Consider the following 14,058-nt stretch of genomic DNA (forward strand, 5'->3'; position numbering starts at 1 on the left):
ATCCACAGTTAAAGATAAGCATGGCCGCCGTGATCGTTCATCTCGATCACGGCGGCCAGTTTTGTATAGGGGGCTCCCTGTGGCGGATTCATTTCATCTCTCCGGCGATTCCTCCCTCCCTGCTCTGCCCGCTGCCGCTCGGATTGTGCTTCTCCCTGCCGCCGGACGAAGCCAGCGAATGGGCGATCACAAGCTCTCGCTCCTACTGGGTGGCAATACACTCTTGGGAGAAGTACTCGCTAATTATCTGGCGGCACAAGTCGACCTCATTGTGATTGTACGTCGTCCCGATGACGAGAAGATTCCCTCATTACTTCCTCCCTCCGATCGCGTCGTTCTCGTCACGCCAGAATCGGCACCGGAAGAGATGAAGACCAGCTTGACCTATGCTCTAGCCGCCATCAGACAATTGGCTATGGAGACATCGCAGCATCGATATCTTCTCAGTCCACCCGACATGCCCTTCCTGCGGCCTTCCCTCATTGAACTTTTACTGGCGGAATCGGGCTCTCATAGTGACGTTCTGATCCCCACTTTTGCAGGACGCCGGGGGCATCCGGTGATTTTCTCTGATCGAATTGCCCGCCTGATGGATGCGATACCACCGAACGAAGGGTTGAACTCTCTCTGGAAACGAGAAGACGTTCAAATACGCGAAATCCCGGTCGATAACGACGAAATCTTATTCGATGTCGATACGCCGCAGAATTATGCAGAAGCACTGATTCGGTGCGGAAAATAGCTTTTTCGGGAAAATATGGAAGCTGGGTTGGGACTTTAGCCTATTTTGTAAAAATTTCCCTTTACACAAAATTTTGTTTAGATTATTTCCTCTTCTCACGCTGGAAACGCGTTCTGCCGTACCCGTTTTCTGTTCGTGAACCTCTCTTCCCCCCAATGAACCCAGCTCCCGAATGGAAATCAATTTCGGGAAGGTAGACCTGTTTTTTTCTGCTTTCTCTTTTGATGAAACATTCGGTTTTGCGAGACTCTCGCACTTATACGGCCTGTCTTCTGAAAGGACTCAAACAAATGAAAAAAATTCTCTCATTGCTGATGGTTCTTCCACTGGTCTGGACTTTGACCGGTTGCTGCTGCCTGGGTGGCGGTAGTAGCGGTTGCAACTCCTGTGGAACGAGCAGCTATTACGGACCAACCTCTTACTCTGGTGGTGGATGCTCTACGGGCAACTGTGGAGTGACTCAAACTTACCCCAGTGGAGCTATGAGCTATCCACAAGGAGCCATGATGGCTCCCATGGGTGCTCCAGCAACGGCTGCGTATCCAACGCAGACTTACGCGACAGCATCTGCACCTCTGGAATCTCTGCCGACTTACTAGTCGGTGGTTGAGTCCTGATGGAAAAACATTCGTTGGTTGACGTCGTGAATACCTTGTCAAACAGGTTGAACATGGTATTCCTTCCGTTCCATTTTAGTTCGAGCATTTTCAATAATGCTCGTGGAACGAATTGGTATTGATGCCATACGAGTAATAAATATGATGTCTTCAATGGACGGGCTGAGTCTTTTGGGGAGACAACTGCGTATATCTCCGAGTTGAGCACCGTTTTTGAGTGCTCAAAAGCTTCACGTTCACAGGATGGAACGTGAAGCTTTTTTTATTGATACCGCACACCAGAATGACTGATCGAGAACCATCAGGTTCACGAAAACTCCGAGTGCGACTAATCCACAGGCATCCTACCTTAGCCAACCTCCGTACAAGTTATTGACACCCTGAGAATTGATTTTAAGAGGAACTCTCCATGAGTCAGCGTATCTTAAGTATTTCCGGTTTACGTGGAGTTGTCGGTGATGGTCTCGACCCGGAATACATTGTTCAGTTCGCTGCAGCTCTGGGCACGATGATCGATGGTGGAAAAGTAATCCTCTCGCGAGACGGGCGATCCACGGGCCTCTGGATTCGCGATGCGGTCGTGTCGGCACTGCAGGCGACAGGCTGCGACGTCATCGATGCTGGAATCGCTTCAACACCTACTTGCGGTGTTCTCGTAAAACATTACCACGCCCAGGCGGGGTTACAGGTTACGGCTAGCCACAATCCAGTGCAATGGAATGGTTTAAAACCTTTCTCACCCGAGGGATCGGTATTCGATCAAGAAACAGGAGATCGCTTTCTCAAATTACTCAACGGACGAGAATTCAATTACCGTAGTTGGTCGGAGATGGGCCATGTGGAAATGCTGCAAGATTCCTGGAGATCGCATTTCGACAAAATTCTCTCGTTGATCGACATCGAGTCGATCCGGTCACGAAAGTTTAAAGTTGTCCTCGACTGCAACCATGGTGCGGGCGCTGTGCTTGGTCCATTGCTGTTAAATGAACTTGGCTGCGAAGTCAGCCTGATCGGAGGAACTCCCGACGGGCAATTTGAACATACACCAGAGCCCACTGAAGAAAATTGCCGTTCAGTCGGCGAAGCTATTGTTGCTGCAGGGGCAGATATTGGATTCGTCCAGGATCCAGATGCGGACCGACTGGCGATCATCGACGAGAAGGGCACATATATTGGCGAAGAATTAACCTTGGCTCTGTGTGTCGACCATGTTCTTCCCCAGCGACCAGGACCCGTCGTCGTTAATGGTTCCACCAGTCGGGTGACGGCGGATATCGCTGAGAAGCATGGCTGCGATTTTTCTCGATCCTATGTAGGAGAAGCGAATGTCGTCGCTCATATGCGAGAAGTGCAGGCAGTTATTGGAGGGGAAGGCAATGGAGGATTAATCGATCCCAAAATCGGTTGGGTCCGGGATAGCTTTCTGGCAATGGCTTATGTGCTGGAGCATCTTTCGGAACGGACACTCTCACTTTCAGAATGGGTGGCCAGCCTGCCGTGCTATGCGATAATCAAGGACAAAATCGAATGCGCGCCGGAAGCAGTCCCGGTTGCGGCAGCGGCGCTCAAGAAAGCTTTTCCCGATGCTCAAGTTTCAGAAGGAGACGGACTCCGACTGGATTGGGAGAAAAGCTGGGTCCAGGTACGAGCCAGCAACACGGAACCGATCATGCGTATCATCGCAGAAGCGCCGGAAGCAACCGCCGCTCAAGATCTGATTCGGCGTTCAAAATCCGCGATCATGGCAGCGTTTGGATAAACTGCTATGTCCCACCAAGTGCGCTAAGCAGAGTCGACCTGCTTGCCAATGGCAGCCGCCCGCGAATTCACACATCGTTGCGAAGACTGCTCAATTTTCGCTGCAGCAACTCAGCGACATAAGTTGCGTCTTGTCGCTTTGCCATCCAAATAAAGAATTCTTTTTTCGGAGTCGACAAAGTCGCTACACAATTGTGGTCCGTATTTTCGACGTCATTAATCCGCACGCGTTCTTCTCGCTCAACAGCTAGACGAACCTCGATTCCAATGATTTCGGAGGTAGGAACCGACGACGTTACGCGACAGGGGCCAAACAAGGATGTCTGTCGAAGTTGCAACTCGGTCAGTTCCACAATGTTCATTCCCCGAATCACCCATACGGCCATGAGTAGGCACACACTAGCGGGGACAACGTAGTAGGGCCACCACCAGTTAAATTCGAATCCCAGGAAGACAGGTATCATTCCCAGCGTGATTCCTAGGATCATGCCCCCCGCCTTGGCGCCGCCGGTAGCTGCCGTCGGAAGTTGAATCCGTAAGCCGTTGGGTTGCATTTCCTCAACTGTCACTGTTGTGGGGGTTGCTCTTTCGAGAATATTCGAACGTAGCGCTAACTGCTCAGAATACGCAGGATCAGATTCCGCTCCCAAGAACTCATTAATCTTATCGACAATCCAGTTCTGATCGCTTTTTATAAGAGAATCGCCGAAACTTACTACGCCCTCAACGCCCTGAACTTCGACACGATAATCTGGGCCTTCATCGATAGCGACAAGATCGGCTCGCGAATTGACATTCAGAGTCAATTGTTTTGTTCGGACCCAGCCGAACAGATTGCTTCTGACGACTGCGCGTTCTGATTCCAGGAAAATGATGACGGTTTCGAAGCACTTTTTGAACCAGTATCCGAGCAGGCACAATCCAGTGATCAGCATTACACCCATCGCTATGACGAAAGGCCACACCTGCCAGATCCCAGCAATCGTAACGCATAAGAAGATTATCAGGCCGAGCCATTTCAAGGAAAGTTCCAGCAAAAACAAGCTACGAAGTCCGGCACCTGGAAGCCGAAACAGAATGGTAGTCTCATCCGGCTGCGTAAAGACTATGCGCGATCTGTCGGGAGGTGTTGCCGCTGGTGAGTCGCTTGAGGTCGTCATGTCGTTTTTCGGACATTTCCGAGATGGATTCTATCTCGTCCTCATCGGAGGACGATTAAGCCAATGATACACTGACGGTGTCTCATCCTCCACAAGTTTCCTTCTTTCACACCGGTTTCGACTCGATTTGCAATGGCCTCAACGCCCATTTCGCGATCACTGTGCGGACCGTCAGCGCATTTGTTGATGATTTCCTGAGTTATCCAACAGAACAGAACATAATCCTTATACGAGAAGTGGTCGTGTCTGCAGATAATTAATTTCTTCATAGAGCACGTCGTTCGCCGGAAGACGAATCGCGTAACAGTACCCGCTATTTTCGCACGCATTCCCGTGCCAGCTGGCGAGCAATTTTCTGCGCATGTTTGATCGTGAATGCGCGAGATTCGATTTGCTCTTCCGTGTAGTACTTCCCGGAATCACTTGTCGGTAACCCGGCAAGTGCCAACGTCAGAGGCATCAGGTCGAGAAATTCTTTATAACGGCGTTGTTGCTCTTGAGCATCGGTAGACATGCTGTCGAACCTTGTTTATTGGAGAAAGAGAAGCGGAAAGCTCCATCGCAATGATCAGCCGATCGCCTTCACGATTAAACATCTCTTCAATTGACGTCAGAGAGCACAACCATCAGGCGATACAAACTACACCCGCTATGCTAACAAATTCCGTTAAGAATGGAACAGTCAACTTGGTAGGAAGCCGCTTCTCGATTCTGTCATTCCCGGCACAATCGCATTCATGAGATTCACCGGCGAGAAATGCCCAACTCCTCCAGTTTTTTGTTGTAATCGTCGCGAACTTTCTTATGTCCCGTCAACAGATAAACATCTCCGGCGTACTGCCGAACGACAGGGAAACATTCATTGTTCGCATGAGGGCGACAGCAGGCGTACTCAACTCGTACTTCCATCCGACGTCGTAAATAGTATCCGAGAAACAGCCCCGCAAAGAGACCGATGAACGGGGACAACAGAATGTAGGTCAGATTCAAAGTGAGTAAGCTGATAAAAACACAAATAAACAGACTGATCACAATCCCAATCATCGGTCGTGCGTAGTCTTCGACCTTGGCAAAATAAGTCTCCCGTTCCAACTCAGTGGTCGTCCCACATTCGATGCAACGCATCGGAAGCTTCACATTCCATTTTTCTTCCCTGAGGAAATTAAGATCCGAGCCAGCTTCTCTCGAAATTCGAATTTCGCGTGTATAAATATCACGTTTCGGAACATGTTTAAAAAGATCTAACAGAAAGTGCGCGAATCTCTGTCGATGATCCAGATAATAGCTGACGACATGTTTCACATGGGAAAGGACCACGTAAAACAAACCAAAACAGAAGAAAACGACCGACGAAAGGCCGCCAATTACGTCGTGAGTATGCGCTTCCAGTTCTTCTGCCGCATCCGGACCATTGCGAGTAAAGAGCGTTCGCAATCCGCTGGCCATCCTGGCCCCTTTTTGCTGAACGGATAGGTCCTCGTGAGTTCGTTGAGCTGGTTCCCGTCGAACTTTGGGGCGCAAAGAGGAGGATCTGTTTGATTCTTCCCGGTCTGTTTTATCCTTTTGCTTACGGCGCCGTGATCTCGAACCGGGGGAACCGGCGCGAGGAGGCAACTTTTCCAGCGATTCTCGATCTTCGTCTAGCATACGGTTCTTACTCTCGGCTTTTCTTACTCTGGGCTTTGCCTGAAGAATGGGTGAGGAACTCAGTTATTTCAGCGGCGGATTTTCCGGGTTCATTTGAAGACAGGGATGCTTCTCTCTCCCCAAATGATATAATGGCCCTCAGGTGGCATGTTTTGCTTAACTGTATTTTATACGACTTTCCGGGCGAGTGTAGTCGCTTATCGCCCGGCATCGTCCAATTCGTAAATTAAACACCTTTATCCTTAAACTATTGGTTATCAATGGTTTCGATATGGTCGCATTTTCATACAGGAGTCTGCAGGTTTGTCTGACATGATGAGATTTACACGTCTGATTCTCAAACGCACAGGTCTGGCCATTACCTTTCTATTGGTATGCCCCCTGATCGCTTTGGCCTGCAAATACTCAGTCCGCGACGTCGGTTTCGTTGCTTTGGATCAGAACGATTACGAACTACGACTGGTCGTCTCCACAGAGACTTCCCAGGAAACAATCGATCAGTGGCAATCCGACTTGGCACCGCTCTTGCGCGATACAAACATTAAGCTCAGTATCGTTTCCACGGATTCCGAACAACTCTCCCCGCAGCAATCTGAAAGTAATCCCGAACAGCAACAGGGAGCAGCCTGGTTTATCGACACTTTTCCCGTCGACCAAGCAAGTGAAGCGAAAGCCCGTGAACTTTCCCTGCAGCAGATTGATCTAAGTGATATGGCGACGGTCACTCCGTTTCTCTGGCACCTGGCCGATTCGGACTTGCGAAGCCAGGTCATAGCCGAAGGGCTGAAAGCCCACAGCGTACTGGTTATTGTCGAAGGAAAAGACAAATCGCAGAATGAACAGGCCCTCAAGATCGCCGAAGCTGCTCGTGCCCAAGTCAAAGAAGAACTCCCCGACTTACCGAAGCCGGTCGATTTCCCTCCCAAGGTAATCACTCTGTCGTTGGAGGAACGTGAAGACGAACGCCTGTTACTCTGGTCATGGAACATTGACCCGAACAATCTCGATCAAACCTATCTCGTACCCCTGTTTGGTCGGGGACGTTTACTGGGGGAACCTTTGCCGATACCGGGAACATCGCTGACTGAACTCTCCACGATTCTCAGCTATGTAGGTCAGGACTGTGAATGCGAACTGGATCGTTCCTGGATGCAGGGAAAAATGTTCCCCCATCGCTGGGACGAACATATGCAGGCCGAAGCAGCCAAGGCTCTTGATTTTGATCCGGGAAGCCCGCTCGTCAAATCAGAAATCACTCGTATACTCGCACGAGGACCCAACGGTCGTCGAAATCTCCAAGTAGGTGAAGAACCGGAAGGAGACTTGATCAACCTGAACCAGCCCGCCATGGAAAATGTCTCGGCGGATGAGGCCAATGATATTCTTCGTGAACTCAATATCCTCACTGAGGAAGACCCCACGACCAAAGTGGACGTTGCCAAACAAGAAGAACAGGCCGAGGCCACTCTCTCTGCTCCCCCCGATGACGTCGTCGGGGTAACAAGCCCTACTGAGGAATCGGAAACGAAGACAGCCGCGTCACCAGCAGGACACGAAGATCAATCTAAGGATAAGACACCTGATTTGAGTGAAGCCATTCCAGAATCCTATCGGATGCCTCTGGAAATCGGTGCGATTGTCGCCATCATCCTGGTAATGCTGATGCTGTTTCGTGGTCGCCGTCTGCAGAAAGACTAAACCGCTTTAATTCTGTTTAATTTGAGCGTAACTTAGATCAACATCATGCTCCCAGCTTTCCAACGCTTCCTGAAGTTTTCGAACCCGCTGCGGTTCTAATTTCTGTAGGTTGTGCGATTCGGAAGGATCAGTCTCCAGATTGTACAGTTCCAAGGTCTTGTCTCGATTCCGAATGAGCTTCCAGATGTTTGAACGAACTGCCGCTGTAGAACCGATGCGCCAGTAGAGATATTCACGTTCTGGCAATTCCTCTCCTTTGATTAGTAGCGGTCCCAAGTCGATGCCGTCGAACGCATCTGTTTCAGGATTGGCCTCGATTCCGGCAAGCTTCAACAGAGTGGGAACGAGATCCATGGTCATCGTCGTTTCTCCTGATGTCGTGCCAGCCGCGATTTTCCCCGGCCAGCAGGCAATCGTCGGGACTCGGTGTCCCCCTTCATATACTTGAGTTTTCTGACCGCGATATACACCGTTATCTGAAATCTGGCCTTCGTGCAGGCCGCTATATTGCCGGTATCCTCCATTATCGGATGTGAAGATCACCAGTGTGTTCCGGTCAATGCCCGCCTGTTTAATCGCATCCATAATTTTACGGGTGCTGTCATCAAGCGACTCGACCATCGCCCTTACTACTGGACTGACATCTTCATCCTCACCCCGCGGACCGAGTTTGGATAGATCGTTATAGTCTATGCCTTCTTTTCGATAGGCTTTATCTTGGGGACCCATCCAGGGAAAGTGAATCGCCGAGTGAGAGACGTATAACAGGAATGGACTTTTCGAATGGGCACGAATGTATTCAACGGAGTCTTTCGTGATTTCATTCGTATTGTAGTTCTCGTGCCGAACGACCTCTTCATTGTGATACCAATCGTACTTACCATCCCGATCGATGTGTGACTTGTAATCGGTGGCACTCGTCAAATGCCCTTTGAAGAGATCAAAGCCGTGATGCACTGGGTTACTCTCGGCAAGATCACCCACATGCCATTTACCCATAATGGCGGTTTGATAACCGGCCTTTTGCAATCGTTCGGCGAAGGTCACGGAAGCTTGCGGAATCCCGGCGACACCTATCGGTAGAGCGGACTCGATACCGACGCGTTGCTGATACTGACCTGTTAACAGTGCAGCTCGAGTCGGGCTACACATCGGTCCGTTCGCGTGGAAGTCCGTGAACTTCATCCCTTCCCGAGCTAATTGATCAATAGCCGGAGTCTGATTTTGTTCACTCCCATAACATCCAATATCAGCGTAACCAAGATCATCGGCCAGAATGATCAAAATATTCGGACGGTCGTCCTCCGCAGCGGACAGTGAAGCAAAACAATAGAACAGCGCGAGAACGGAGAGAATATATTTCATGAGAAAGCCCGTTTGGTTCGACAGAGTTATTCCACAGGAGCTGGTTTCGCTTTGAGATGTTGATCGAAGAATTCGTACATTTGCACTTTGGATTTCTGTTTGTGCTCCTGGTCGAATCCATGTTTTTGAGTTGGATAAACAACCAGAGTATGTGAAGCACCCGCGTCGTTCATTTTTTGATCGAGTAAACGAGCCTGTGCAATGGGAACTAAGCGGTCTAGTTCCCCCTGAAATGTGAGCACGGGAGGCGAAGTCGATTTGATATATTGTACCGGGCTCGAGGCCACGTAATTCCCAGGTTGCTCGGCGGGGGTACCGCCCATGAACAGTCGCATTAACCAAGCTACGGAACTGGCCTCGTAGCAGGCCTGCATTTCGGTTGGTCCATAAAAGTTAACGACAGCCTGAACCTGACTGGAGACTTCCGGGTTCTCAGTCTCTCCTTCTAATTCCGCTTCCGAATCGGCGAGGCCTAACATCAGCGAAAGATGACCTCCGGCGGAATCACCAATTGCTCCAATGTGGTCCGCATCGATCTGGTATTTGTCGGCGTTTAATCTTAACCAGCGAACGGCTGCCTTCACGTCGTGTATCTGGGCCGGAAAATGAGGTTCGGCAATCGCAGTATCTTTTTCATCCATTTCGAACTTCATCAATCGATAGCTAATCGTAACGGCCACATAACCCTGTTTCGCCGCTTCCTGAATCTGTGAAAGGTACTTGGTCCGATGCCCCAATGCCCAACCACCACCATGGATGAATACGATCGCCGGACATTTGCGGTTATCCGCAGGTCGCGCCAGATCCAGCTGTAACTGTTGATCGCCCACCTGTTTATAAATGATCTCTTTTTCGATCCGAATATTCTCCGCAGCGGAGAGAAACCCGCTACAAAAGAGAAGGGAACCGAGAAGAACCCAACCAGAACAACGCGAGAAGACGAACATCAATTAGTGCCTCAATAAGGGAAAAGCAGCAATACACTTGCTCACTCACTCTATCCTAATAGAACGGGAGTGACAATCAGTGAGTCCATACCTGGCAGAGATTGTCCCCCCTGCACCCTCGGTAAGGGTTTAATACTTTGGTTTGCCCCTTTCCGACTCTATACTGGATTGAATCAGTATTGGTTTCACAGAATCACTGCCTCTGAAATACGGGGCGTATCAACTTCGCTAGAAACTCCTTCCCAAGGATCTGTTTATGAATGCCCCCCGTTTCGCTCCCTCGGTAAGTGTCGCTTGCGTGGTTAGTCTGTTTTCCATTTCGTTCCTGGCCGCCGCGGACAAATCAGAAGAAGCCAAACCCTCAGCCGCCGCCGAATTTGCCAAGTTGATCCGACCGCAGACACCGGGCGATTTCAATATGCATACCCGCTCCCGAATTGAAACCGAGAGTGGCGAAATCAAAATCCTCGATGAAGTAAAACCATGGAAAGTCTCCGAAACAGCCATCATCATCTGCGACATGTGGGACGATGTCTATTGCCAGATGGCGGCGCAACGTGTTGACATGATGGCTCCTCACATGAATGAAGTTGTCACAGCGGCCCGCGCTCATGGGGCGCTCGTCATCCATGCTCCCAGTGGCTGTATGGATTTTTACAAAGGGTCGTTCAATCGCCAGCGGGCAGAGTACGCACCGCACAGTGACTCACCGTTGGAATTAAAAGGTTGGTGCTATCTCGATCCGGAAACGGAAGCAGAGATGCCCGTTGTCACTGAAGTCTCTCCCTGTGACGATCCAATCACGCCACCCGCCGTTCGCGTCTACACGCGTCAACACGAAGACATCAAAATCATTGGTTACGACGCCATCAGCGATAGCGGTCAGGAAGTTTATAACCTGCTTCAACAGGAGGGAATCAAGAATGTCGTGATGATGGGCGTTCACACCAATATGTGCGTGCTCGGTCGCCCCTTTGGTATTCGCCAGTTGACGCGACTCGGTTACAACGTCGCCTTGGCCCGCGATTTAACCGACGCCATGTACGATCCCCGCCAACCACCCTACGTCAGTCACACACGCGGGACGGAATTGGTCATTGAGCACATCGAACAGTACTGGTGCCCATCGATCAAAGGAAGCGACCTAATCGCCGTCATTCCCGGATCCAACGATCCCCTACCCGAACAGACCAAACCTGCTGTCAGCCAGAGCCAGCAGTAGCGCTCTCACAATCATAAATAGCAAAGAGCAAGCACGTAGGTTTTGAACCACACAGCCACCAAGGGCACTGAGAGTTTCATAGAATACCCTATGAGCTCTGAGGCTCGATTACCGATGATTTCTTAGTGACTTCTTAGTGACTTCGTGTCTTAGTGGTTCAAAGAAACTGGATAACCCGAACAAATAGCATTAGTCGGAGCAGGAGATCTACAGCAAATAGCCTCCTTTTGTCCCCCGGCCCGGCCCGAGTTCGATTAGCTGTTCGGCCTGCTTCAGCAATTGGGGGTGGTTGTCGATGACAACTAAGGTATGCCCCACCTCCAGCATCCGGTTGAAGTATTCCAGTAGCGGTTCGATATCTGCCGGATGCAAACCCGAAGTTGGTTCATCCAGTAAGAACAGCGTTCTCGCACCGGAACCCTGTAGCAGCAGTTCCGCGAGGTAGAGTCGTTGCTGTTCTCCCAGTGAAAGTGATGATAACGATCGGCCCAGTTCCAGATAGCCAATCCCCAACTCCATCAGAACCTGTAATCGCTTTTGAATCTGCGGAAGTTTGCGAAAGAATTCAAAGGCTTCGCTGGCCGAGAGATTGAGGACCTCATCCAGGTTCAGTCCTCGAAATCGAACTTCAAGCAAGTCGGGCCGGAATCGTTTTCCTTCGCATTGCGGACAGATGAGAGTCAGGTCTTCCATGAAAGCCATATCGACCTCCAGCATTCCCTTCCCCTCGCACTCTTCGCAGCGACCAGAATCCTGCGTGTTGAAGCTGAAGAAACCGGGCGTCAGGTTTCTGGTCCGGGCCAGAACCGTTTCTGAAAACTGTTGACGAATAAGCGAAAAGATTTTGAGTGCCGTCGCCACCACCGACCGGGCGTTCTTCGGTTTGCGATGCGGATCAACCCAGACAACCTGCTCCAATTCGCCCGTTCCCTCAATGTGGCCCAGAGCAAATTGTGGAAGCGTTGCAATCGGTGTACCTAGCTTGACGGCAACTGCAGGGTAGAGGGTCTGTTCGACCAGACTACTTTTTCCGCTACCGCTAATCCCACTGACCACCGTCAATGCATTCAATGGGAATTCGACGTCCAGTTGTTTTAGATTATTTGTTCCCACTCCCGTAAGCCGGAGCGTATCCCTTTCTCCAAGGTTCTTTTTCACTTGTGACAGAGTTGAGTCCGAAGTGCTGACATGATTCCCACTGGGTGTCTCCTGCTGAGTCAACTCTTCGTACGGGCCTTGAAAGAGAATGTCGCCCCCTTGGTTCCCTGGCCCTGGGCCGAGCTCAATCAAATGATCGGCCTCCTGCCAGAATGATTCCGCATGGTCGACCACCAACAGACTGTTTCCCTCCTGTAACAATTCCCGCAGTAGTGGAATCAATCGCTGCTGGTCCTGTGGATGCAAACCTCGGGAGGGTTCATCAATGATATACAAAGTATTGACCAACCCGACGGAGAGAAGGCCGGCAACCTGAACCAGTTTCCGTTCTCCGGTAGACAACGTCGCGCACTGTCGATTCAAAGCTAACTCTTCCAGTCCCAATTCCAGAAGATACCGGAGTCGATTACTGACCTCCCGTACCACGATCTGAAGAGGATTCTGCACCACCTTTTCCAATTCGACTAGTCGTTTCTGAATGGTTTCGATCGACTGCTGCTGCCATTGAAGATAGTTTTCATCCAGCAATCGCACCGCCAGAGCTGCAGCAGTCATTCCCGTTCCGCGGCATACCGGGCAGATACTTTCGGTCATCCAGGCAGCGCGAAAGCGGTCCGACTTGAAGCGGGCGCGTGATTTTAATTCGAGAGTCAGATATTCATCGAGCAACGTCTCGAACTGTTTTCGCTCTTCCGGGTCCCAGGCATGTATGGGCAACACCGCAGGGAGGTCGGCTTGAGTGGCGATTTTTTCGATCCGTGCGATCAGTCGTGATCCTCCTTTTTCGACTGTCAGTGCAATGGCACCGTCCGCAATCGTTAGTTTGTCGTCGGGAATCAGCTTCTCCATTGAGAACCGCCAGAGGCTTCCCATTCCTGAACAGTCATCACATTTCCCAAACGCTGAATAAGGATTGAAGAGTTGAGGATGCGGAGCCTGTAACCGCACTCCACAACCGGGGCATTGGAAATGCATCGAAAACGGAATGGCTTCCCAGTTCCGTCCCTCGATCTCAAGAGTCTGATTCGATCCTTCTGCGGGTTCACGCAGGCAAAAGAGTTCGCCATCCCCATTCGCAAAAGCAGTCTCTAACGATTCGAGTACTCGGCTATCGTCGCTGCCACCGACTGACAATCGGTCCACGATCACCAACGTCCCTTCTAGTCCGTCCCCCATGACCGATAGTGGAACAGTCCGAATGAAACCTGCCTCCTGCCAGACATCCGCCGATTCGCCGGAACAAAATGCGATTTGATATCGAGTTTTCTCCGGCCAGTTGCTGATCGACTGCAGGATCGAATCCGGGCTGGCGGGTTTAATCCTGATTTCACATTTCGGGCAAACGACGTTTCCTTGCCGAGCAAAGAGCAGCGCTAGCGATTCGTCGATCTCCGTTAATGACCCCACCGTGGCTCGTTTTTGTTCCGCCGGACTCAACTCTCGCAAAGTAATGGTGGGTGGTAATTGGCTGATTTCATCTGCATCGGGCTTTTGAAAGGTGCCCAGTAACTGCCGAATCTGAGGCGAGAGCGTTTCGTTGAATCGCCTTTGCCCCTCAACATACAAAGTATGATGGGCAAGGCTCGACTTACCACTACCACTGACGCCAATCACCACCACGAACTGCTGCAGCGGGATATAGACATCCAGGTCTTTAAGGTTGTGTACCCGTAAACCCCGAACACACACAGCCTGATCCGTAGCGGGTAGAGGCGTCGACGGGGTGGTGGACATAGCACAAGAC

Annotated in this window: 11 protein-coding genes; 5 read left to right on the plus strand and 6 right to left on the minus strand. The window is 50.7% G+C overall.

Going from position 1 to position 14,058, the window contains the following annotated elements:
- The first annotated feature begins 79 nt into the window (after positions 1 to 79).
- The 3 genes from Pla110_RS14395 to glmM all read left to right on the plus strand — a co-directional run bounded on the left by Pla110_RS14395 (position 80) and on the right by glmM (position 3,118).
- Positions 80 to 742 carry a nucleotidyltransferase family protein gene (locus Pla110_RS14395; RefSeq protein WP_144996441.1) on the plus strand — a complete coding sequence of 221 codons (663 nt, stop codon included), beginning with the start codon at positions 80 to 82 and terminating at the stop codon, positions 740 to 742.
- 290 nt (positions 743 to 1,032) lie between these two features.
- Positions 1,033 to 1,341, plus strand: coding sequence for a hypothetical protein (locus Pla110_RS14400; RefSeq protein WP_144996442.1), 309 nt, complete (start codon positions 1,033 to 1,035; stop codon positions 1,339 to 1,341).
- Positions 1,342 to 1,768: 427 nt separating this feature from the next.
- Positions 1,769 to 3,118 carry a phosphoglucosamine mutase gene (gene glmM / locus Pla110_RS14405; protein WP_144996443.1) on the plus strand — a complete coding sequence of 450 codons (1,350 nt, stop codon included), beginning with the start codon at positions 1,769 to 1,771 and terminating at the stop codon, positions 3,116 to 3,118.
- Positions 3,119 to 3,185: 67 nt separating this feature from the next.
- Here the strand turns inward: glmM and Pla110_RS14410 are convergent, their stop codons facing one another.
- The 3 genes from Pla110_RS14410 to Pla110_RS14420 form a co-directional block, all read right to left on the minus strand.
- On the minus strand, positions 3,186 to 4,277 hold the full coding sequence (locus Pla110_RS14410; RefSeq protein WP_144996444.1) for a hypothetical protein: 1,092 nt from the start codon (positions 4,275 to 4,277) through the stop codon (positions 3,186 to 3,188).
- A gap of 313 nt (positions 4,278 to 4,590) precedes the next feature.
- Positions 4,591 to 4,791: a hypothetical protein gene (locus tag Pla110_RS14415; protein WP_144996445.1), complete on the minus strand. Its 201-nt coding sequence runs from the start codon at positions 4,789 to 4,791 to the stop codon at positions 4,591 to 4,593.
- A gap of 230 nt (positions 4,792 to 5,021) precedes the next feature.
- Complete coding sequence (locus tag Pla110_RS14420) at positions 5,022 to 5,924, minus strand: SoxR reducing system RseC family protein (RefSeq protein WP_144996446.1); 903 nt, start codon at positions 5,922 to 5,924, stop codon at positions 5,022 to 5,024.
- 312 nt (positions 5,925 to 6,236) lie between these two features.
- Here Pla110_RS14420 and Pla110_RS14425 point away from each other — a divergent pair, with 312 nt between their 5' ends.
- The gene (locus Pla110_RS14425) at positions 6,237 to 7,622 is read left to right on the plus strand and encodes a hypothetical protein (RefSeq protein WP_144996447.1); all 1,386 of its coding nucleotides are present in this window, start codon (positions 6,237 to 6,239) and stop codon (positions 7,620 to 7,622) included.
- Positions 7,623 to 7,628: 6 nt separating this feature from the next.
- On the opposite strand, the gene Pla110_RS14430 is transcribed toward Pla110_RS14425, so the two are convergent.
- The gene (locus Pla110_RS14430; protein ID WP_144996448.1) at positions 7,629 to 8,987 is read right to left on the minus strand and encodes a sulfatase-like hydrolase/transferase; all 1,359 of its coding nucleotides are present in this window, start codon (positions 8,985 to 8,987) and stop codon (positions 7,629 to 7,631) included.
- Between the two features lie 26 nt (positions 8,988 to 9,013).
- Positions 9,014 to 9,934, minus strand: coding sequence for an alpha/beta hydrolase (locus Pla110_RS14435; protein ID WP_144996449.1), 921 nt, complete (start codon positions 9,932 to 9,934; stop codon positions 9,014 to 9,016).
- Positions 9,935 to 10,190: 256 nt separating this feature from the next.
- On the opposite strand from Pla110_RS14435, the gene Pla110_RS14440 reads away from it, so the two are divergent.
- Positions 10,191 to 11,156, plus strand: a complete 966-nt coding sequence (locus tag Pla110_RS14440) for an isochorismatase family protein (protein WP_231742462.1) — start codon at positions 10,191 to 10,193, stop codon at positions 11,154 to 11,156.
- A gap of 207 nt (positions 11,157 to 11,363) precedes the next feature.
- Here the strand turns inward: Pla110_RS14440 and Pla110_RS14445 are convergent, their stop codons facing one another.
- A complete protein-coding gene (locus Pla110_RS14445; RefSeq protein ID WP_144996450.1) occupies positions 11,364 to 14,048 on the minus strand; it encodes an AAA family ATPase in 2,685 nt (894 codons plus the stop codon).
- Positions 14,049 to 14,058: the final 10 nt, after the last annotated feature.

Origin of the sequence: Polystyrenella longa, from assembly GCF_007750395.1 — a bacterium.
In the GTDB taxonomy this organism is placed as follows: Bacteria; Planctomycetota; Planctomycetia; order Planctomycetales; family Planctomycetaceae; genus Polystyrenella; species Polystyrenella longa.